The organism is Leisingera sp. F5 (assembly GCF_001593695.1).
Genome location: NZ_LUKH01000006.1, coordinates 30,499 through 52,209 on the forward strand (window position 1 = coordinate 30,499; position 21,711 = coordinate 52,209).

Here is a 21,711-nt window from a genome sequence, read left to right on the forward strand (position 1 = left end):
TCAGCGAACAGGGATGCGCCTAGCGCAGCCTCTCCCCACCAGCCAGATTGAGAGACGAGACATGACAAGTCCCGCCAACGCCCCGCGTCCCAAGCGCAAGATTTGGAACTTCACCCCGCAGCTGCCGATCCAGACCTCCCCCTACTGGGACTGGCCTTTGAGACCGCTGGCCTCGGTCAAATACCTGCTGCAAAGCTGGAATCCGCTGGCACTGCGGGCGCTGCTCCTGGTTTTTGCCATCGTCACCTGGACATTCTTCACCCCGTCACTGGACCGCATTGCCACGCTCAGCTGGGACTGGGTGGCCGAAATATGGCTGCGTAACTTCTGCATCCTCATGGTGGTGGCCGGCGGGCTGCACCTGGCACTGTGGAAATTCCGCACGCAAGCGGACGAGTACCGCTATGACATGCGCCCGATGATGAAAGGCGCCAAGGTATTCACCTTCAAGAACCAGGTCTGGGACAACATGTTCTGGACGCTTGGCCCGGCGCTGACATTCTGGACCTTCTGGGAGAGCTTCATCCTTTACGCCTATGCCAACGGCTGGGTGACGATGATCACGCTGGAGGAGAACCCGATCACCCTGATCCTGATGACCATCTTCATCCCGGTCTGGGCCGGCTTCCACTTTTACTGGCTGCACCGGCTGCTGCATGTGGGCGTGCTCTATACCAAGGTGCACGCCTGGCATCACCGCAACATCAATACCGGCCCGTGGTCCGGCCTGGCGATGCACCCGGTCGAAAGCTTTTTCCTGATGTTCGACACGATGATTTTCTTCCTGCTGCCGTCGCACCCGGTCCTGGCACTGTTCCTGCTGTTCCACCACGGCATCGGCGCCCCAACCTCGCACGCCGGATTTGAGCATCTGAAAATCGGCAACAAAGCCAAGTTCCTGGTCGGCGACTTCTTCCACCAGCTGCACCACAGGTTCTTCGACTGCAATTACGGCACCTGGGAGACGCCTTGGGACGAGTGGTTCAACACCTTCCACGACGGCACCGACGAAGGCAACGAGATGGTCAAGGAGCGCCGCCGCAAGATCTGGAGTTCCGGCTGACTTTCCGTCCACCCAGCGGCTTTTGGCTTCGCATTTGGGTATTTGAAACCAGAAAGAAGCGGTAAGGGGCCGTTAACCAGAATCGCCGCACTCTCCTTATGCGGTACAGGCTGGGGAGCCGATGACCGCACCAGGAAGAAGCTGCCCCTTGCTCCTGGCATTGCGTATTCCCTGGCGAATGGACGGCCAGTTGCAAGGGGCGCTTCGGACCTGCTTCTTTCTGGTTTCAAATACCCATTGCACCGCCATCCGCCTGCCCACACTGGGCCAGCGGCAAAGAAAACCCTATATCCGCCTTCCCCTCCGCGCCACCTTTGGGTAATTGATCGCCCAACTGCATGAGGGATCTAAACGGATGGCGATGGAAAAGACGTTCAACGCGGCGGAAGCCGAAAGCCGCCTTTACAAGGCCTGGGAAGAAGCAGGCTGTTTCCAAGCCGGCGCAAATGCCAAGCCGGAGGCCTCCGCCTACTGCATCATGATCCCGCCGCCGAACGTCACCGGCGTTCTGCACATGGGCCATGCGTTCAACAACACGCTTCAGGATATTCTGATCCGCTGGAAACGCATGCAGGGCTTCGACACCCTGTGGCAGCCGGGCACCGACCATGCGGGGATCGCCACCCAGATGGTGGTGGAGCGCGAGCTGGCCAAAACACAACAGCCCTCGCGCCGCGAGCTGGGCCGCGAAAAATTCCTGGAGAAAGTCTGGGAGTGGAAAGAGAAATCCGGCGGCACCATTGTTGAGCAGCTGAAACGCCTCGGTGCCTCCTGCGACTTCTCCCGCACTGCCTTTACCATGGCGGGCGCGCATGGCGACACCCGCACCGGGCACGAGAACTCCCCCAATTTCCACGACGCCGTGATCAAGGTCTTTGTGGAGATGTATAACAAGGGGCTGATCTACCGCGGCAAGCGGCTGGTCAACTGGGACCCGCATTTCGAGACCGCGATCTCCGACCTTGAGGTCGAGAATGTGGAAGTCGCGGGCCATATGTGGCATTTTAAGTACCCTCTGGCTGGCGGTGCGACATATGAGTATTTGGAAAAAGATGAAGAGGGGAATGTCACGTTCCGCGAAACCCGTGACTATATCTCCATCGCCACCACCCGGCCCGAGACCATGCTGGGCGACGGCGCGGTGGCTGTGCATCCCTCGGACGAACGTTATGCGCCTATCGTTGGCCACCTGTGCGAAATCCCGGTCGGCCCCAAGGAGCACCGCCGCCTGATCCCGATCATTACGGACGAATACCCGGACAAGGATTTCGGCTCGGGTGCGGTGAAAATCACTGGCGCGCATGACTTCAACGACTATCAGGTTGCCAAGCGCGGCGGCATCCCGATGTACCGCCTTATGAGCACCACCGGTGCCATGCGCGCGGATGGTGCACCCTACGCTGAGGAAGCGGAGAAGGCCCAAGCCCACGCCAAAGGTGCGGCATTCACCGAGAATGAGGTGGACGCCATCAATCTGGTGCCCGATCACCTGCGCGGGCTGGACCGGTTCGAGGCGCGCAAAGCGGTGGTTGAAGAAATCACCAGTGAAGGCCTGGCGGTGATGGTCAGCGAGACTAAGACCATCAAGGGCGAGGACGGCGAGGAAACTCAGGTCACCGAGACCGTGCCGTATGTCGAGAACAAGCCGATCATGCAGCCCTTTGGCGACCGTTCCAAGGTGGTGATCGAGCCGATGCTGACCGACCAGTGGTTTGTGGACGCGGAAAAGGTTGTCGGCCCGGCGCTGGACGCGGTGCGCAATGGCGATGTGAAAATCCTGCCGGAATCGGGCGAGAAGACCTATTATCACTGGCTGGAGAACATCGAGCCCTGGTGTATCTCGCGCCAGCTGTGGTGGGGCCATCAGATCCCGGTTTGGTATGGGCCGAAGAAAGACGCCTCCAACAAGTCGTTCGGTGTGGACTACGACGCCCTTGAATTTGTCCCCTTCTGTGCTGCCTCATTTGCTGAAGCAGAGCAACTGGCAAAGCAGTATTACGGAGTTTCCGAGGCAATCGAACATGTCGACGGCAACGACATGTTTGAAGATGCCGTTGAAACCGCCGGCTTTAAGGGTAACAACGACTTCGTTCTGCTTCGCCGCGACCCCGATGTCCTCGACACTTGGTTCTCCTCCGGCCTCTGGCCGATCGGCACGCTGGGCTGGCCGGACGACACGGCCGAGATGCAGAAATACTTCCCGACATCTACGCTAGTGACCGGTCAGGACATCCTGTTCTTCTGGGTGGCCCGGATGATGATGATGCAGCTGGCAGTCGTGGACCAGATCCCGTTCGACACTGTCTACCTGCATGGCCTGGTGCGCGACGCCAAGGGCAAGAAGATGTCGAAATCCACCGGCAACGTGGTGGACCCGCTGGAAATCATCGAGGAATTCGGCGCCGACGCGCTGCGCTTCTCCTCGGCTGCGATGGCGGCGCTTGGCGGCGTGCTGAAGCTGGATATGGAGCGCCTCAAGGGTTACCGGAACTTTGGCACCAAGCTGTGGAATGCGGTGAACTTTGCCCATTTCAACAACGTCTATGATGAAAACACCCTGGCCTATGCCTGCCCCGACGCCAAGGCTGCCGTGAACCAATGGATCATTGGTGAGACCGCCAAAGTGCGGGTTGAGGTGGACGCAGCGCTGGAAGCCTACCGTTTCAACGACGCGGCCAACGCGCTGTATGCCTTTACCTGGGGCAAGGTCTGCGACTGGTATATCGAGCTGTCGAAGCCGCTGTTCGGCTCCGAAGATGAGGCGGTGATCGCCGAGACCCGCCAGACGCTGGGCTGGGTGCTGGATCAATGCATGATCCTGTTGCACCCGATTATGCCTTTCATCACCGAAGAGCTGTGGGGCAACACTGCCAAGCGCGAGAAGATGCTGGTGCACGCCGACTGGCCGTCCTATGGCACCGAGCTGGTCAACGCCGAGGCTGACGCCGAGATGAACTGGGTGATCACCGCGATTGAGAACATCCGCTCCACCCGCGCGCAGATGCATGTGCCGGCGGGCGCCAAGATCCCGATGGTGGTCACTGAGTTCTCTGATCAGGCCCGCAACGCCTGGGAGAAGAACGAGGCGATGATCCAGAAGCTGGCCCGCATCACCTCGCTGGAGCAGGTCGAGAGCTTTCCCAAGGGCTGCGCCTCGGTGGCCGCACCCGGTGCCTCCTTTGGCCTGCCGCTGGCGGATGTGATCGACGTGGACGCCGAAAAGGCGCGCCTGGAGAAGACCCTGGGCAAGCTGGCCAAAGAGCTGGGCGGATTGCGCGGGCGGCTGAACAACCCGAAATTCGCGGCCTCGGCCCCGGAGGACGTGGTTGCGGAAGCCAAGGCGAACCTCGCCGCACGCGAGGAGGAGGAAGCCAAGATCAAGGAAGCCCTGGCACGTTTGGCTGAGATCGGCTGAGCCGGCTGTTAAGCATGATTCAAACGCCCGTCCTCACCGGCGGGCGTTTTGCATTTCGCGGCAAACCATTGAAGCAGGTGCAAATTCCGCGGAACGGGGAAATTCTTAACAACCGCCCCATTGTCTTTGCCGCGCTTTTGTATCAGCCTGCACTCAACCATAAAAAGAAGGGAGGCTGCAGCCCATGCCCAAAGGATACTGGGTGGCCCATGTGGATGTGCAGGACATGGAGCGCTACCAGGACTACAAGACCGCGGCCCAGCCGGTGCTGGCCGAGTTCGGGGCTAGGTTCCTGATACGCGGCGGCGAACGCGAGGTGCGCGAAGGCGCGTTCCGCTCGCGCACTGTTGTCCTCGAATTCAAGGATTTCGAAACCGCAAAAGCCTGCTATGATTCCATGGCTTATCAGGACGCCAAGGCCTTTCGCGATCTGGTCTCGGCGGGTGATATGCAAATCATCGAAGGGTACGGCGATTAACCCCGCCTGCCCAGCCGCTTTGACCGAGGTCTGCTGATGCCGCTGCTTAAGAAATTCTTCCAAGCGTTCCGCCCGACAGAGCGCCCGGAATTGCCGGACCCGGATGCCGAATTGGCCCTGGGGGCCCTGCTGGTGCGGGTGGCGCAATCCGACCGCGATTATCAGCTGGAGGAAATCAGCCTGATCGACCGGATCCTGGCCCGGCTCTACCAGCACAACGCAATCGAGGCCGCCAAGGTGCGCGCCACCTGCGAAAAGCTGCACGCCGCAGCGCCGGAAACCGACACCTTCGGGCGGCTGATCCGCGAGACCACCGGGCTGGAGGAACGGCTGGCGGCGATGGATGCGCTGTGGGAGGTGGTGCTGGCTGACGGCAACGAGCACGCGGGTGAAGTCACCATCGTCGAAGAGGCCCGCAAGGCAATGGGCCTGTCTTATGCCGACAGCCAGAAAGCCCGCGCCCGTGCGGTTGAGAAATTCAGCGGCACAGCGGAGGAAAGCTGATGTTCAAGGAGCTTCTGCAACGGTTGCTGGAACCTGCACCTGCGCCGCTGGATGACGAGGGGGCGCGGCTTGCCTTGACTGCTCTGCTGGTGCGGATTGCCCGCTCGGATCACAATTACTCTGAAGTGGAGAAGGACCGGATCGACCGGATTTTGTCCACCCGTTACCAGCTGGACACAGGCGGGACACTGATCCTGCGCGAGCAGGCTGAGGCGATGGAAGCCGAGGCCCCCGATACCGTGCGCTTCACCCGCGCGATCAAGGATGCCGTGGCCTATGAGGACCGCACCGGTGTTGTAGAAGCGTTGTGGCAAGTGGCCTTGGCCGATGGCCACCGCGATGCAAATGAAGATGCTCTGCTGCGGCTGTCCGCCAGTCTGCTGGGGGTTTCGGATGTGGACAGCGCACTGGCGCGCAAACGGGCAGAGGCTGCTTTATGATTGCTCATCTTGGAATGTACGACCGTCCGGAAACGGCTGCGGCAAACGATCGGTTCTGGACCTCGATCCGCGCGCATCTGGGCGGCGGCCCCGAAGACCTGACCCGCGGCGCCGACTTCTGGGAAGTCTGGAAATCGCCGGATCTGCTGCTGTCACAGACCTGCGGTTGCCCTTACCGCACCCGGCTTTATGGCGAGGTGGAGCTGATCGGCACACCCGACTACGGCCTGCCGGGCTGCCCGCCTGGCTATTACAACAGCGTCTTTATCGCCCGCAGCGCGGACGCGGGCCAGCCGCTCTCTGCCTTTACCGGGCGCCGGTTTGCTTTTAACGAGGGGTTGTCGCAGTCCGGCTGGGCCGCACCGATGGTGCATCTGCACGACCGCAATATTCTGCCTGGCGCGCTGGTGGAAACCGGCGGGCACAGCCTGTCGGCGCAAGCCGTTGCCGAGGGCCGGGCCGATTTTGCGGCCTTGGACGCGCTGACCTGGGAACTGGTCAAAGAATACGATGGCTTCGCGGCCGGGCTGACGGAGATTGAACGCACTGAACCGACCCCGACCCTGCCTTACATCACTGCCCTGGGCCAGGACCCTCAACTACTGTATTCCGCTGTTGAATCCGCCATCCGCGGGCTGGACGAAGACACTCGCAGCCTGCTGCACCTGAAGGGGCTGGTGCAGTTTGCCCCCAGCGACTACCTGGCAGTGCCGACACCGCCCGGCCCGGTGCTGACCGAACAGCGCATCCGGTCTGCTGAGCTGACGTAGCACGCCCTTCCAAAATGGCAGCTCAGCCCGTCATTTTGACGCCTGCAGAGCCGGCTTGTGCGGTTTGAACGTTGCATTCGGTCTTTTTTTCGGTCCAATAAGAACGAATTTCCACTTACAGGGACAAAGACACCTTGACCGATACTTCGCCCGTTCTGCAAATCCGCGGCCTGCATAAATCCTATGGCGAGCTGGAAGTGATCAAAGGCGTTGATATCACCGCCCACAAGGGCGACGTGGTTTCGCTGATCGGGTCTTCGGGTTCAGGCAAGTCTACCCTGCTGCGCTGCTGCAACCTGCTGGAAGACAGCCAGCAAGGCGAAATCCGGTTCAAGGGCGAGCCGATCACCTGGTCCGGCCAGGGTCTCAACCGCCGCCCGGCGGACGCCAAACAGGTCCTGCGCATCCGCACCAACCTGTCCATGGTCTTCCAGCAGTTCAATCTGTGGGCCCATATGACCATCCTGCAGAACGTGATGGAGGCGCCGGTCACGGTGCTGGGCCGCGACCGGGCCGAGGTCGAGGAAAAAGCCCGCCATTACCTGGCCAAGGTCGGCATCGGCGACAAATGCGATGTCTACCCGGCGCAGCTGTCGGGCGGCCAGCAACAGCGCGCTGCCATTGCCCGCGGGCTGTGCATGGAACCCGAAGCACTGCTGTTCGATGAGCCCACCTCTGCGCTCGACCCCGAGCTGGAGCAGGAAGTCGTCAAGGTGATCAAGGACCTCGCCGCCGAGGGCCGCACCATGCTGATCGTGACCCATGACATGAACATGGCAGCAGATGTGTCCAGCCACATCGTGTTCCTGCACCAGGGGCTGATCGAAGAAGAAGGTTCGCCGGACGAGTTGTTCGGCAACACCCGCTCGCCGCGGCTCAGGGCATTCCTGTCCTCGACCCGGCACGGCCAATAAGCAATAACAAACAGACCCAATAACCAAACAGAACGGGAGTAAATATATGAAATCTCTGATCCTTGGCACCGCCGCCTTGGCGCTGACCGCAGGCATCGGCCTGGCGGACACTGTGCGCCTGGGCACCGAGGGCGCCTATGCGCCGTGGAATTTCGTCAATGACGCCGGCGAGATCGACGGCTTTGAGCGCGAGCTGGGCGATGAGCTGTGCAAGCGTGCCGAACTGACCTGCGAGTGGGTCAAAAACGACTGGGATTCGATCATTCCGAACCTGGTCTCCGGCAACTACGACGCCATCATCGCCGGCATGTCGATCACTGATGAGCGCGACGAGGTCATCGACTTCACTCAAGGTTACACGCCGCCGGATCCGTCTGCATACGTCGCACTTTCGGCAGATGTTGATCTGTCCAGCGGCGTTGTAGCAGCCCAGGCCTCCACACTGCAGTCGGCTTTCGTGGCCGAACAGGGCTGGACCCTGGTCGAGTTCGCCACCCCGGAAGAAACCGTCGCAGCCGTCCGCAACGGCGAAGCTGACGCGGTTCTGGCCGACAAAAGCTTCCTCGACACCGTGGTTGGCGACGGCCTGGTGATGCTGGAGAAATCCGAAGCACTTGGCGGCGGTGTCGGCATGGGCTTCCGTGAATCCGACGCTGAACTGCGCGGCACCTTCGACGCGGCGATCCAGACTATGAAAGACGACGGCACGCTGAATGAACTGATCGCCAAATGGGAAGTTTCCTCCCAGTGGTAATCTGATCCTGCTTCAGGATCTGCAGGCCCGCCGCCGCGGCGCGCGGGCCTCATTCATTCTCTTCCGGTGCCTGCGGCCCCGGGCGTGAGCACAGAAAGACAGGCCCACTTATGTTTTCCTATTGCACGGACCCATCGACGCTTGAGGGGCTGAGCTGGCTCAGCTGCTACCTGACCACCGGCAAGCATTTGAACCTTTATATCTCGGTCTTTGTGGTCCTGACCCTGCTGGCCATCACCGCCCCGGTCGCGCTGATGTTCGGATTTGGTGCGGCCAGTGCCGCACGCTCCAAGATCCTGCCGCTGCGCTGGTTCGGCATGGGCTACACCAGCATTGTGCGCGGCGTGCCCGATATTGCCTTCTTCCTGTTCTTCGTCATCGCGCTGGATCAGGCGTTCGAGTGGATGCGCCACAAGGTGAAATGCCCGGACTGGGATGAACCGATCCGCCGCGGCATTGATTTTGTGGTCTGCGATGCGGCGAAACTGCCGCTGTCCACCGCACCGCAATGGGTGCATGAAACTTACGGCTTCTTCCTGGCGGTTCTGACCTTCTCGATCGTTTTCGGCGCCTTTGCCGCCAACGTCCTGTTTGGTGCCATGCGCGCCGTGCCGCGCGGCCAGATCGAAACCGCCGAGGCCTATGGCATGACCAGCCGTCAGGCGTTCTGGCGCATTCTGGTGCCGCAGATGTGGGTCTATGCCCTGCCGGGGCTGTCGAACCTGTGGATGGTGCTGATCAAGTCGACGCCGCTGCTGTTCCTGCTGGGGGTTGAGGACATCGTCTATTGGGCGCGCGAGCTGGGCGGCACCAAGACCGCACGGTTCACCGACTACCCGCATCCGAACTGGCATGTCTGGTACTTCGCCGCACTGCTGGTGTTCTACCTCTGCTTCACCAAAGTCTCCGAAGTGGTTCTGGACCGCATCATGACCCGCCTGACCAAGGGCCAGGCCACCGCAGCAGGCGAAGCACAAAGAAAGGCAGCGGCATGAGTTGCGTTGAAACCATCCAGGCCTATGCTTTCCGTTCCTTGGGCTTTGGCGAACGGCTGCTGCCCAAGGGCGAATACACCCTGTGCGAGCACTTCACCCTGATCGGCTCCGGCATGATCTGGAACATCTACTTCGGCATCATTGCCCTGACGACCGGCTTTTTCCTGGCCGTCGCCCTGGCAGTTGGCAAATCCAGCCCCAACCCGCTGTGGCGCAAACCGGCGGAGTGGTTCATCTTCGTGTTCCGCGGCAGCCCGCTGTTCATTCAGTTCTTCTTTGCCTACGCCTGCTTCCTCAGCCTCAAAAGCGTTTCCAGCTTCTTTGATCCCTTCACCTCTGCCTGGCTGGGCGCGCTGGTCGTTCTGTTCTGCAATACCGCGGCCTATTCGGGCGAGATCTTTTATGGTGCGCTGCTGTCGATACCCAAGGGCGATATCGAAGCCGCAGACGCCTATGGCATGACCGGCTGGACCCGGTTCCGCCGCATCACCTTCCCGACCATGCTGCGGCTGGCCTGGCCTGCCTACACCAACGAGGCGATCTTTCTGTTCCACGCCACCACGCTGGTGTTCTTTTCGGGCTTCCCGGCTTGGCGGCAAAAGGGCGATGCACTGTATTATGCCAGCTATTTCGCGGACAAGACCTTCAACCCCTTTGTCCCCTACCCGATCCTGGCCTTCTATTTCATTCTGCTGACACTGGCCGTTATCTCGGTGTTCGGTTTTGTTAACAAACAGCTGAACAGGCACCTGCCGCAGGAACGGCGTGCCAAGCCCAAGCTGAGGATCAGCTTGATCCGCTGAATTCAGAATGGCTCCTTCGGGAGCCATTTTTTTAAATGCCGGATCGTGCCGGGCGCGTTCTTGGCCTCAAACCGCAGGATGCTTTCCCATAAATTACTGCCTCCGGAGCGTCACTTCTAACTTTTGATCAAATTATCTTGGCGAATGCAATTCTCTGCGCTAGGGTTGGCGCAACGTATTCATGGAGCCACCTATGGACTTGTCCGGACTGAAGACCATCCGCATTGCCGCCTGTGATATGAACGGCCAGATGCGCGGCAAGCGCCTGCCTGCGGGCATGGCCGCCAAGCTGGACAGCGGCGCGGCGCGGATGCCCATCTCGACCCTCAATGTCGATCTCTGGGGCCGCGATGTGGAAGACAATCCGCTGGTGTTTGAAACCGGCGACGCCGACGGGGTGATGCTGCCGACCGAACGCGGTGCGGTGCCGATGCCCTGGCTCAAAAGCACTTCCGCGCTGGTGCCGATGGCGATGTACTGGGAAGATGGCTCTGCTTTCCTTGGCGATCCCCGCCATGTGCTGGCTGATGTGCTGTCGCGCTATGCGGCACGCGGCTGGAGTGTCGTGGCAGCGACAGAGATGGAGTTCAGCCTGCTCGATGACAGCGGCCCCCGCCCGGCTCCGCCGATCGACCCGCAAACGGGGCGCGAACTGGATCAGCAATCGGTGCTGTCAGTGGCAGAGCTGGACGCCTTTGACGACTTCTTCACCGATCTTTACGACGGCGCCGAAATGATGGGCATCCCCGCCCAGTCGGCTATTTCCGAGGCGGGCCTGGGTCAGTTTGAAATCAACCTGAACCATCAGGAAGCCATGCGCGCGGCAGATGATGCCTGGCTGTTTAAAGCCTTGGTAAAAGGGCTTGCGCGCAAACACGGCTTTGCCGCGACCTTCATGGCGAAACCCTACGCCGAGGAGGCCGGGAACGGCATGCATGTGCATTTCTCGGTCGAGGACAAGGACGGCAGCAACGTCTTTGACGATGGCGGCGAGAGAGGGTCGGACCTGCTGATGCATGCGGTGGCCGGCTGCCTGGCGGCGATGCCTGCCAGTTCGCTGATCTTTGCCCCGCACGGCAACTCCTACGACCGGTTGGTGCCTGGCGCCCATGCGCCCGTCAGTGCTGCCTGGGCCTACGAGAACCGCACCGCTGCCATCCGCATCCCTGGCGGCAGCCCCAAGGCACGCCGCATTGAACACCGCGTCGCTGGCGGCGACATCAACCCTTATCTGATGCTCGCAACTGTGCTTGGCTCTGCCCTGGCCGGGATCGAAGACCGGATGCAGCCCCCCGCCCCGTCTGAGGGCAACATCTACGAGATCGAAGGCCTGCCGCAGCTGGCCGCCGACTGGGAGACTGCAATCAACTGGTTTGAGACCGACCCGCTGATCGCCCGTGTGCTGCCGGAACTTGCCATCCAAAATCTGGTGATGACCAAACGGCAGGAGCTGAAAGGCTTTGCCGAGCGCCCCCGGGAGAGCCATTGGCTGTCTTGGCTGGAAGCGGTATAGAGCCGCCTTGCCTGAGGGGCTTGGCTAGGGGCTTGCCTGCTTCATTCCCCTCAGCTAGGCTCAATTTGATCAAATTTGGTGACTCATGAAAATCGGCATCTTGCAAACCGGCCACTCCCCCGAAGACCTGTTCGGCCCTTTTGGAGATTACGACGGCATGTTCCGTGACATGCTGGATGGCAACGGCTTTGAGTTTCAAACCTGGGCCGTGGTGGACGGGGTGCTGCCGGACAGCGCCGATGCGGCCGACGCCTGGCTGATCACCGGCTCCAAGCATGGTGCCTATGAAGATCACGCCTGGATCCCGCCGCTGGAAGCGCTGATCCGCGAAATCAACGCCAGGAAACAGCCGCTGGCCGGCATCTGCTTCGGCCACCAGATCATCGCCCAGGCGCTTGGCGGCAAGGTTAAGAAGTTCGATGGCGGCTGGGCCGTGGGCCGTGTCACCTATCAGGTGGACGGCAAGGACCTGACCCTCAATGCCTGGCATCAGGACCAAGTGGTGGAACCGCCCCAAGGCGCCCGGGTGCTTGGCGGCAACGACTTTTGCCAGAACGGCATCCTGGCCTACGGCGACCACATCATCTCCTGGCAGCCGCATCCTGAATTCCCCAGCGCCTTTGTCGGCGGCCTGATCGAAAAACGCGGCCGCGGCGTGGTGCCGGACGACCTGCTGGACCGTGCAGCCGCTGAGCTGGACGCCCCCGTGGACAACCAAGAAATCGCAACCCTCCTCGCAGAATTTTACAGGAAAGAGAGGACGTAATGTCAGCCTGGCTCGACGCCCTTCCCGAAGCAGCAAAAACCTATCTGGAGGGCCGTCGTCTCGACGAAGTTGAATGCGTTATCTCGGACCTTCCCGGTATCGCCCGTGGCAAGGCGGTACCGGCATCCAAATTCGCAAAGACCGACTATTTCCATCTGCCTGACAGCATCTTCTACCAGACCATCACCGGGGACTGGGCCGATGCCGCGGATGAGGACGGCTGGATCGAAAAGGACATGACGCTGAAGCCGGACATGTCCACGGCCACCGCTGCCCCCTGGACCGGCGACTGGACCCTGCAGGTGATCCATGACGCCTATGACAGGCACGACAAACCGATCCCTTACAGCCCGCGCAACGTGCTGAAGCGCGTGGTGCAGCTCTATCATGACAAGGGCTGGAAGCCAGTTGTGGCCCCGGAGATGGAGTTTTTCCTGGTCGCCCGCAACATTGATCCAGCGCATGAGATCAAACCGATGATGGGCCGCTCCGGCCGCCCGGCAGCGGCGCGCCAGGCCTATTCGATGACCGCAGTGGACGAGTTTGGCCCGGTGATCGACGACATCTACGACTTTGCCGAGGCTCAGGGGTTTGAAATCGACGGCATCACCCAAGAAGGCGGCGCCGGGCAGCTGGAGATCAACCTGCTGCATGGCGACCCGGTCAAACTGGCCGATGAAGTCTTTTATTTCAAACGGCTGATCCGCGAAGCGGCGCTGCGTCACGACTGTTTTGCCACTTTCATGGCCAAGCCGATCGAAGATGAGCCGGGCTCAGCCATGCACATCCACCATTCGGTTCTGGATATGGAAACCGGCGAGAATATCTTCTCCGGCCCGCAGGGCGGCGAGACGGACGCGTTTTACAACTACATTGCCGGGTTCCAGAACCACTTGCCCGCGGGCCTGGCAGTGATGGCGCCTTATGTGAACTCCTACCGGCGGTACGTGAAGGACCACGCGGCTCCGATCAATCTGGAGTGGGCACGCGACAACCGCACCACCGGCATCCGCATTCCGCTGTCGGGTCCCGGGGCGCGGCGGGTGGAAAACCGCATCGCCGGCATGGATTGCAACCCGTACCTGGGCATCGCGCTGTCGCTGGCCTGCGGCTATCTTGGCCTGATCAACGAGGAGCGCCCGCGCAAGCAGTTCAAGGGCGACGCCTATGAGGGCGAAGGCGATATCCCGCAAGTGATGGGGCAGGCGCTGGATCTCTTTGACGAGGCCACTGAACTGCATGAGGTTCTGGGTCCGGAATTCGCCCGCGTCTACTCCATCGTGAAACGCGCGGAATATGACGAATTCCTGCAGGTGATCTCTCCCTGGGAGCGCGAACATCTGCTGATGAACGTGTGAAACCGCCGGCGTTGCGCCCGGGCGCAGCGCCGGTGCAATTGAGTATTTTTTGAAAAGATGAAGAGCAGGGCGCCCGCACGGGTGCCTGCTTGCGAAAGAGGTGCGGGATGGCAATGAACCTGCTCTATTCCAATGACCGCAAGGGCGAATATCCAAACAGCTGGTATGCCGCAACAGCCACGCCGATGGATCGTTTCCCGGCTCTGGCCGGTGACGTAGTTGCAGATGTTTGCATCGTCGGAGGCGGCTACACCGGCCTGTCCGCCGCACTGCATCTGGCGGAGGCGGGCCAGCGTGTTGTGCTGCTGGAAGCGCACCGCGTGGGCTTTGGCGCCTCGGGCCGTAACGGCGGCCAGCTCGGCAGCGGCCAGCGGATGGAACAGGACGGGCTCGAAGCGCTGATGGGCAAAGCAGACGCGCAAAAGCTCTGGCAGCTGGGCGAAGACGCCAAGGATCTGGTGAAATCCCTGATTGCCCGTCACAGCATCGACTGCAACCTGAAACCCGGCATTGCCCATGCCTGCTTCTCCAAAAACGAAGCAGCCCATGAACACGCCTATGCTGAACACCTGCAAAACCGCTACGGATACGATCAGATCGAACCGCTGGATGAGGCCGGCTTGCACGCCATCTGCCCTTCTCCTGCCTACAAGGGCGGATCGTTGGACATGGGTGCTGCCCATCTGCACCCGCTGAACTATGCCCTGGGCCTGGCCCGGGCGGCGGCTGGTGCCGGGGCGCAGATCTGTGAGCAAAGCGAGGCTCTGGACATCCAGGAAGGCGCGCAGGTCCGCGTGCGGACTGCAGGCGGGACGGTAACGGCCGGTCACTTGATCCTGGCCTGCAACGGCTATCTTGGCGGGCTGAACCATCAGGTCGCGGCGCGGGTGATGCCGATCAACAATTTCATCGTGGCAACCGAACCGCTGGGCGAAGACGCGGCCCGGGTGCTCGCCCGCGATGTCGCTGTGGCGGATACCAAGTTCGTTGTGAATTATTTCCGGCTCAGCCATGACAAGCGGCTGCTGTTCGGCGGCGGCGAAAGCTATGGCTACCGCTTTCCAGCCGATATCGAGGCCACAGTGCGCAAACCAATGCAGCAGATTTTCCCGCACACCAAGGACGTTCGGGTCGATTACGCCTGGGGCGGAACCCTGGGCATCACCATAAAGCGGATGCCCTATCTGGCCCGGCTGGCGCCCAATGTGCTGACTGCTTCCGGCTACTCCGGCCATGGTGTCGGCACCGCCACCCATGCCGGCCAGCTGATGGCGCAGGCGATCCAGGGACAGGCAGAAGGATTCGACACCCTGGCCCGCGTCCCTGCCCCGCGCTTCCCGGGCGGGCCGCGGATGCGCTCGCCGCTCTTGGTGCTGGCAATGACCTGGTTTGCCCTGCGCGACCGGCTGGGGATCTGACTCCAGGCTGGTTTTCGCGCAACTCCGCAACATTTCTGTGAAATTTTGCCTGCGCGGCATTTTCCGCAGCGTCGCCTCTTGGCATTTTTGACCGCTGGTTTTACATTTCCTAAAGAAACAATTCAGGATTTTGAAATATGGCTCTGCCGCCCAACGTTCATGACGCTGAACCCATTCCCGCAGCCGCCCTTGAGGCAATCGAGGCCCTGATGCAGTCGGGCGATCTGTTCCGCTACACCGCGCCCGAAGACGCGCCCGTTACGCTGCTGGAACAGGAATATGCTGAACTGCTGGGCAGTAAATACGCGCTGGCGGTCTCCTCCTGCTCGGCCGCCCTGTTCCTGTCGCTGAAGGCGCTTGGCCTGCCCCGCGACGCCCGCGTGCTGATCCCGGCCTTTACCTTTGCCGCCGTGCCGTCGTCGGTCGTTCATGCCGACTGCGTGCCGGTGCTGTGTGAAGTCGGCGACAACTACCGCATCGACATGGGTGACTTTGAGGCCAAGCTGGGCAGCGTGCAGGCGGTGATCATCAGCCACATGCGCGGCCATACCTCCGACATGGATGCGATCATGGCGCTGTGCGATGCCCGCGGCATCCCGGTGGTCGAGGACGCGGCTCATTCGCTGGGCACCACCTGGAGCGGTAAGAACATCGGCACCATCGGCAAGGCCGGCTGCTTCTCCTTCCAGTCCTACAAGATGGTCAACGCTGGTGAAGGCGGCATCCTGATCACCGACGACGCCGACCTGGTCGCGCGCGCCGCGATCATGTCCGGCGCTTACGAGCACAACTGGAAAAAGCACAAGGGCCCGCACGGGGAAAACACCCCGGATCTGGAGCAGGCCTTTGCCAAGTGGCAGAACCAGTTGCCGCTGTATAACCTGCGGATGAGCAACCTGTCCGCTGTTGTGATCCGCCCGCAGCTGCCGGAACTGGCGCGCCGGGTGCGCGACGGGCTGGCCAACCATGACTATGTGGCCGGACGTCTGAATGCCTCCCCTTTCTTCGACGTGCCCGCACCGCTGGCCCCTGAACGCCGCGCGCCGGATTCGATCCAGTTCAACCTTGCAGGCCTCAGCGAGGCACAGACCCGTGCCTTTGCTGCTGCAGCAGGATCCAAAGGCGTCAAGGTGCAGGTTTTCGGCCTCTCCACCGACAACGCCCGCGCCTTCTGGAACTGGCAATTCCTGGGCGGCCAGCCCGACCTGCCGCAAACCCGCTCCATGCTGATGAAGGCCTGCGACGTGCGCCTGCCAGTGCGTCTGACCCGTGCAGAACTGGATGTGGTTACAGATATCCTGCTGGCTGCGGCTGAGGAAAGCACAGGCAGGGCCGCGGCCTGAACACCACAGGAGATTGAACAAGGTACAGCCCCGGCCGCGCGCCGGGGTTTTTCGTGATTGCAATCCTGGCTTGTGCCCTCCAGTTTACCGCCATGACACCGCTTCCCGCATTCGAACGGCGCCCGGCCACCGCATTGGTGGCAATGGCCAATGCCCTTAGCATGGGTGATCCGATCAACGAGGAAGACCTGACGCAGATCATCCGCGCGGTTGCCGCCAGCAGCGGTGAGCGGGCTGCGCTTCTGGCCGCTATCGGGGCCGCGAACGACCCGGAAACCGGGGTTACGGTGGCTGACTTGCTGACCGCCTTTGCCACCCGGGCCGGAAATGCGGAAGCCCAGGCACAGGATGCCGATCAGGTGATCGGCCAATGGTCGCAACGCTTGGCAGCCGGTGCGCTGCTGGCCAGCTTCGGCGCTGCCATTGCAGGCACTGTAACGGGCGGTCTTGCCTTTGGCCTGACGCTGCTATCCTTTTCAGGCTTCATCTTCGCCACCGCGTCCCGCCTCGGCGGACGGGCGCGGCGGCGGATCAATACGCAAGAACGCGAAGCCGCGGAAACACTGGCCCGCCATGTGCTGGAAGCCGCAAAGAACACGGGCAGTGCAAAGTGATATGGAAATTTCAACACTCCACGCCTATATTGGTCCTGAAACCGGAGAACAGCATGTTTGAAGCCATGGGAATGGAAACTGTCATCGCCAGCGCAATTGCCGGGGCCTGCACCCTGTCATTTGCTGCAAGCGTCTATCTGTTCTATCGCTCCAAACCGCAGCCGGAAACCGGTGATCTGGACAAGATCGTCAGGAACGCGCCGTACCACCGGCTGCACAATATCCTGAAAATCAAACCGGGCGCTTGACAGCCGAACCTGGCGTCTGAATCCCGGCGCAGCGCACGGGCGCTGCAATTCTTACACAGAAACCTCACAAAAAGAATGGCACCGCAACGCGGTGCCACGCCCAACTGTGAGAAACAGTCGCAGACTGTTTGCGAACAGGCGGGAGCCCCTCGTTGCTCAGCCCCCCGCTGCCGCCAATCGCCTCACTTCATCTTCGACAGCTTCTCCTGCAGCGCAGCCAGCTGCTTCTTGATGTCGTCCAGATCCTCGCCGCCTTCGGATTTCTCTTCTCCGGGTGCGCCGCCAGTCCACCCGGCCGTGCCAAGGCCGCCGGTCATCGCCTTCAGAAACGCTTCCTGCTGTGCCTTCATCGCTTCGAACCCCGGCATCTTGGCCATAGGATTCATCGCGCTCATGTTCTCCATCATCTTTGACTGGCTTTCGCGCAGCATATCAAAGGAAGACTGCAGAAACTGCGGCATCACCCCGCCGCCGGGCACCATATAGCTGCGCACCAGATCGTTCAGCACATTCACCGGCAGCACATTCTCGCCGCGGCTTTCATGCTCTGCAATGATCTGCAGCAGATACTGCCGTGTCAGGTCATCGCCCGTTTTCAGGTCGACGATCTGCACCTCGCGCCCTTCCCGGATGAACCCCGCGATATCCTCCAGCGTGACGTAATCGCTGGTCTCAGTGTTATAAAGCCTGCGGCTTGCATACCGCTTTATCAGCAAGGGTTTGTCCTGTTCTGTCATGTAATCCCTCCCCGGTCATGACGCATCGCAGCAAAGCCTATGCCAGCGCAGAACAAAAGGGAAGCCTCCGCAGGTTTTCCGCAACATTTGTTCTCTACAGCCCTGCAGCGCCCGCATTCAGGACGCTTGACCTCAACCAGGCTTGAGATTTCACAAAGGACTCCGCGACAGAATCTGCAGCAGGACAACGCGGGACATGAAAATCTTTATCCTCGGCGGCACCGGATCCATCGGCACCGCCGTCACCCAAAACCTGATCCGGTACGGGCATGACGTTACCGGCCTCAGCCGCTCGGATGCCTCGGACCGCAAACTGGCAGCAATGGGCGCCCGCCCCTTGCGCGGCGATCTGCGCCACCCCGGCAGCTGGGTCCGCGAGGTCGCCCATGTGGACGGGTTGATCCAGCTTGCGGCCACCTTTGGTCCGGACATGGCAGAGGCGGACACCGCCGCCATGGGCGCCATCCTGCGCCAGGCGGCCCTGCGCCCGGACCCTCTGCGCTTGATTTATACCGGGGGCTGCTGGCTGTACGGCGCGACTGGCAACCGGATCGCCGATGAGGTCAGCCCCATGCGGCCAATCAAACCCTTTGCCTGGATGCAGAAGAACGCCCGTGCCGCTCTTGCTGCCCCCGCCGTTTCCGCCGCGGTGATCCACCCGGCGATGGTCTACCATCCTGAAGGCGGTGTGTTTTCCCGTTATCTGGAGGCCGCCCGCCTGATGATGCCGTTTGAGATCTGGGGCAGTGTCGCAACCCGCTGGCCCCTGGTCGAGCGGGCAGATCTTGCCTGCGCCTACCGGCTGCTGATGGAACGCCCCAAGCTAACAGGCCACTTCAATGCCAGTGCCGAAACCGGCGTGCCCGTGGCAGAGATCACCCGCGAGATCGCCCGGCGCCACGGCCATGATGCCAGCTATGTTGTGCGCAGCCTCAAACACGTGCTGATTAAATACGGCGATTGGGCCGAGGGTCCGACATTGGATCAGCAGATGGAGTCTGCAAAACTGCGCCAAATGACCGGCTGGGAGCCGCAATACACCAGTTTCCGCAATGCGCAGTTTTGACCTCAAGACAGCCTCCCATGAACAAATATCGAACATTTTGAAATTGAGGTGCAGCAAAAAACTCTCGATGTGATATAATTCAGGCAGAGTCTTTTGAGTCTGTGGTAGCGGGAATGATGGCTGACCAAGGGGACAGACAAAGACAAGCTGCTGTTTTAATCGCTGATGTGGCTGGGTTTTCCGCACTGGTTGAGACCGGGGAAGCGGAAGCGGTCGCTGCCGTTCGCACTCTTGCGGACGATATCGTCGTGCCGGCCGCACAGCAGTATTCAGGCCGGCTTGTCAAAACACAGGGCGACGGCTTTCTGCTGGAGTTCGAAACCTCTGTGCACGCGGTGAAAGCCGCCTTGCTGATTGCCAAGCTGACCGCTGCTGCGGTTGCCAGCGGCCCTCCGCCCCATCTGCACCTGAGAATGGGAATTCACACAGGAACCGTCATTGCTGCCGGGGACGATCTGTTCGGCAATTGCGTCAACATCGCCGCCCGCCTCGAAAGCCTTGCAGGCCCCGGTGAAATCTGTGTTTCCGGCACGGTTCAAGAACAGGTCCGCGGCAGGATCAATGCTGCCTTTGACGACCTCGGCCTGCAGGTTATCCGCAACATCTCTGACCCGGTTCGGATCTTCCGCATCGCCGAAAACCCGATGCCGCGCTTTGAAGCAGAAGGCCCCGCCTACGAAGTGTCCGTAGCCGTTCTGCCGTTCTTGAACAAATCCCCCGCTGCCCCCGGCGCAGACAGCCTGGCCGAAACCCTGACCGAAGACATTACCATCGGTCTTTCCCGGTTCCGCGAGTTGCGCGTCATTTCCCGCACCACTGCACTTCGTTTTGCCAGCAGCGCATCTGAAACATCCCTTGCTGCAGTGGAACTGGGCGTCCGTTACTTGGTTGAGGGCACGGTGCGGCAACGGTCCGGACACCTGCGTGTCGCTGTTTCGCTGGCAGATGGTTACAGCGGAACCTCGCTGCTAAGCGAACAATACGACCAGGATAATCAGGCCGGTTTCAGCCACCAGGACGCATTGGCCCGCCAGATCACTCAAACCCTGGCCGGACAGTTGCAGGCCACTGCAAAACGCAAATCAGCCGAAGTGCTGGCCAGCGGCGGCCCCTGGACATCCAAGGAACTGGTCCTGCAAGCCAAAGCTCTGATCCTCGACACCCGGAACACCCTGTATCAGTGCCGGGAGTTGTACCAGAAAGCCTGTGACAGCGATCCGGGGAATCCGTCGGCCTATTCCGGATTGGCGCTCACATATCTGGTTGAATGGATGAGCGGCTGGGGCCTGTCCCCTGAAGACACCCTGGATCAGGCTTTCCCATATCTGCGCCGCGCAGCCCGTATCGACCCGCTGGACAGCGTCGTGCAACGCCGGCTGGCCGTCATGCATCTGTTCAAGGGAGAATTTCCCCTGGCGGAGGACCACTTCCAGCGCGCCCTTGCCCTGAATCCGAACGACACTGACGCGATGGCCTTCCGCGGCCTGTCCTATGTGTACCGGGGCCAGCCCGAAAAGGCCCTTGCCGAATTGGATCAAGCCTCTGGCCGCAACCCGTTCCATCCAACCTATTTCCACTGGTTCAGGGGGCTGGCGCTGTACATGTGCCGGGAGTACCAGCCCGGCATTTCAGAAGTGAACAAGGCTGTCGGGCTGTTTCCCGGCTTTCCGGCCCCGCACCGCCATCTGGCTGCCTGCTACGCACAATTGGGGGACAGGGCTGCGGCGGCACGGGAATGCGGGCGCATCCTTGGCCTGGAGCCGGAGTTTTCGCTCGCCCGCATCAGCAAGACCCTCCCCTTTGTCAGAGCAGCAGATCTGGAGCATTACTGCGACGGGCTGCGGCGGGCCGGATTGCCGGAGTGAGTGCCCCCTGAACAGCAAAAGGGCAGGCCTTGCGGCCTGCCCTTTCTCACAGTCCGGCTCCGTCAGGGAGGAGAGCCAGGGCCGGTCTGCGGTCGATCTTACTTCGCAGCAGCCGAAGCTTTTTTCGCAGCAGAGGTCACTTCGTCGGTGGCCTTCTTCACAGCTGCGGTGGCTTCTTCGCCCATGTCTTTGCCGGCAGCCATAACCAGTTCAACGGTTTCCATCTGGACCTTCTTGGCGATCTCAGCAAAGGCAGCCATGTTTTCAGCAGCCACTTCAGCGGAAGCGGAGGCGAAATCGGTTGCGGCTTTGGCATAGTCGGCCGGGTCGGCTTTGACTTTGGACACATCGCCCAGCTTGGAGATGGTTTCTTTGGTCCACTTGTTCGAGATCTCGGCGGATTTGCCGGCAGCGTCCAGCGCAACGGCGGACAGCTTCTCGTTCAGGGCTGCGGTGTTTTTGAAAACGTCTTCCATCGCTTTGGTGTCGACCGGGAATGCGCCCATGAAGTCTTTCATCATCGCGGTGAAGTCTTGGGTCTTTGCCATAGTTCTAATTCCTCAGAAAGCTGCAGCAGGACCATCCTGCGCTCTTAGCATGAGAGGAATATGCATGCCGCACTGCAGCATTTCAAGGTTTTTGATGCT

General features: G+C 61.0%; 21 protein-coding genes. 19 read left to right on the forward strand and 2 right to left on the reverse strand.

Features of this window, described 5'->3' with window-relative positions:
- Positions 1–61: 61 nt before the first annotated feature.
- The 17 genes from A2I95_RS05025 to A2I95_RS05105 all read left to right on the forward strand — a co-directional run bounded on the left by A2I95_RS05025 (position 62) and on the right by A2I95_RS05105 (position 17,396).
- Entirely contained in the window at positions 62–1,063 is a 1,002-nt protein-coding gene (locus A2I95_RS05025) for a sterol desaturase family protein (protein ID WP_291728476.1), read from the forward strand.
- Between the two features lie 355 nt (positions 1,064–1,418).
- Positions 1,419–4,478: a valine--tRNA ligase gene (locus A2I95_RS05030; protein WP_291728478.1), complete on the forward strand. Its 3,060-nt coding sequence runs from the start codon at positions 1,419–1,421 to the stop codon at positions 4,476–4,478.
- A gap of 184 nt (positions 4,479–4,662) precedes the next feature.
- Positions 4,663–4,956 carry a DUF1330 domain-containing protein gene (locus A2I95_RS05035; protein WP_291728480.1) on the forward strand — a complete coding sequence of 98 codons (294 nt, stop codon included), beginning with the start codon at positions 4,663–4,665 and terminating at the stop codon, positions 4,954–4,956.
- Positions 4,957–4,998: 42 nt separating this feature from the next.
- A complete protein-coding gene (locus A2I95_RS05040; RefSeq protein WP_291728808.1) occupies positions 4,999–5,460 on the forward strand; it encodes a TerB family tellurite resistance protein in 462 nt (153 codons plus the stop codon).
- Positions 5,460–5,900: a TerB family tellurite resistance protein gene (locus tag A2I95_RS05045; protein WP_291728481.1), complete on the forward strand. Its 441-nt coding sequence runs from the start codon at positions 5,460–5,462 to the stop codon at positions 5,898–5,900. Before A2I95_RS05040 ends, A2I95_RS05045 begins: the two co-directional genes overlap by 1 nt.
- Complete coding sequence (locus A2I95_RS05050) at positions 5,897–6,670, forward strand: PhnD/SsuA/transferrin family substrate-binding protein (RefSeq protein WP_291728483.1); 774 nt, start codon at positions 5,897–5,899, stop codon at positions 6,668–6,670. The genes A2I95_RS05045 and A2I95_RS05050 overlap by 4 nt, the downstream gene beginning before the upstream one ends.
- 134 nt (positions 6,671–6,804) lie before the next feature.
- On the forward strand, positions 6,805–7,584 hold the full coding sequence (locus A2I95_RS05055) for an ABC transporter ATP-binding protein (RefSeq protein ID WP_291728485.1): 780 nt from the start codon (positions 6,805–6,807) through the stop codon (positions 7,582–7,584).
- Between the two features lie 46 nt (positions 7,585–7,630).
- Complete coding sequence (locus A2I95_RS05060) at positions 7,631–8,338, forward strand: transporter substrate-binding domain-containing protein (RefSeq protein WP_291728487.1); 708 nt, start codon at positions 7,631–7,633, stop codon at positions 8,336–8,338.
- 110 nt (positions 8,339–8,448) lie between these two features.
- Positions 8,449–9,333: an ABC transporter permease gene (locus A2I95_RS05065; protein WP_291728488.1), complete on the forward strand. Its 885-nt coding sequence runs from the start codon at positions 8,449–8,451 to the stop codon at positions 9,331–9,333.
- Complete coding sequence (locus A2I95_RS05070) at positions 9,330–10,136, forward strand: ABC transporter permease (protein ID WP_291728491.1); 807 nt, start codon at positions 9,330–9,332, stop codon at positions 10,134–10,136. The genes A2I95_RS05065 and A2I95_RS05070 overlap by 4 nt, the downstream gene beginning before the upstream one ends.
- A 193-nt stretch (positions 10,137–10,329) precedes the next feature.
- The gene (locus A2I95_RS05075) at positions 10,330–11,649 is read left to right on the forward strand and encodes a glutamine synthetase family protein (RefSeq protein WP_291728493.1); all 1,320 of its coding nucleotides are present in this window, start codon (positions 10,330–10,332) and stop codon (positions 11,647–11,649) included.
- A gap of 85 nt (positions 11,650–11,734) precedes the next feature.
- The gene (locus A2I95_RS05080) at positions 11,735–12,415 is read left to right on the forward strand and encodes a type 1 glutamine amidotransferase (RefSeq protein ID WP_291728494.1); all 681 of its coding nucleotides are present in this window, start codon (positions 11,735–11,737) and stop codon (positions 12,413–12,415) included.
- A complete protein-coding gene (locus tag A2I95_RS05085; RefSeq protein WP_027259387.1) occupies positions 12,415–13,773 on the forward strand; it encodes a glutamine synthetase family protein in 1,359 nt (452 codons plus the stop codon). Before A2I95_RS05080 ends, A2I95_RS05085 begins: the two co-directional genes overlap by 1 nt.
- Before the next feature lie 107 nt (positions 13,774–13,880).
- Positions 13,881–15,191 (forward strand): FAD-binding oxidoreductase, encoded by a 1,311-nt coding sequence (locus tag A2I95_RS05090; protein WP_291728497.1) that lies wholly within the window; start codon positions 13,881–13,883, stop codon positions 15,189–15,191.
- Positions 15,192–15,328: 137 nt separating this feature from the next.
- Positions 15,329–16,534 carry an aminotransferase class I/II-fold pyridoxal phosphate-dependent enzyme gene (locus A2I95_RS05095; protein WP_291728499.1) on the forward strand — a complete coding sequence of 402 codons (1,206 nt, stop codon included), beginning with the start codon at positions 15,329–15,331 and terminating at the stop codon, positions 16,532–16,534.
- Between the two features lie 92 nt (positions 16,535–16,626).
- Complete coding sequence (locus A2I95_RS05100; RefSeq protein ID WP_291728501.1) at positions 16,627–17,148, forward strand: hypothetical protein; 522 nt, start codon at positions 16,627–16,629, stop codon at positions 17,146–17,148.
- A 53-nt stretch (positions 17,149–17,201) separates the two neighbouring features.
- Positions 17,202–17,396 carry a hypothetical protein gene (locus tag A2I95_RS05105; RefSeq protein ID WP_291728503.1) on the forward strand — a complete coding sequence of 65 codons (195 nt, stop codon included), beginning with the start codon at positions 17,202–17,204 and terminating at the stop codon, positions 17,394–17,396.
- Positions 17,397–17,578: 182 nt separating this feature from the next.
- Here the strand turns inward: A2I95_RS05105 and phaR are convergent, their stop codons facing one another.
- Entirely contained in the window at positions 17,579–18,133 is a 555-nt protein-coding gene (phaR, locus tag A2I95_RS05110; RefSeq protein WP_291728504.1) for a polyhydroxyalkanoate synthesis repressor PhaR, read from the reverse strand.
- Between the two features lie 196 nt (positions 18,134–18,329).
- Here phaR and A2I95_RS05115 point away from each other — a divergent pair, with 196 nt between their 5' ends.
- Positions 18,330–19,199 carry an NAD-dependent epimerase/dehydratase family protein gene (locus A2I95_RS05115; RefSeq protein WP_291728506.1) on the forward strand — a complete coding sequence of 290 codons (870 nt, stop codon included), beginning with the start codon at positions 18,330–18,332 and terminating at the stop codon, positions 19,197–19,199.
- 113 nt (positions 19,200–19,312) lie between these two features.
- Complete coding sequence (locus tag A2I95_RS05120) at positions 19,313–21,064, forward strand: adenylate/guanylate cyclase domain-containing protein (RefSeq protein ID WP_291728508.1); 1,752 nt, start codon at positions 19,313–19,315, stop codon at positions 21,062–21,064.
- 98 nt (positions 21,065–21,162) lie between these two features.
- On the opposite strand, the gene A2I95_RS05125 is transcribed toward A2I95_RS05120, so the two are convergent.
- Positions 21,163–21,612 carry a phasin family protein gene (locus tag A2I95_RS05125; RefSeq protein WP_024089573.1) on the reverse strand — a complete coding sequence of 150 codons (450 nt, stop codon included), beginning with the start codon at positions 21,610–21,612 and terminating at the stop codon, positions 21,163–21,165.
- Between the last annotated feature and the right edge of the window lie 99 nt (positions 21,613–21,711).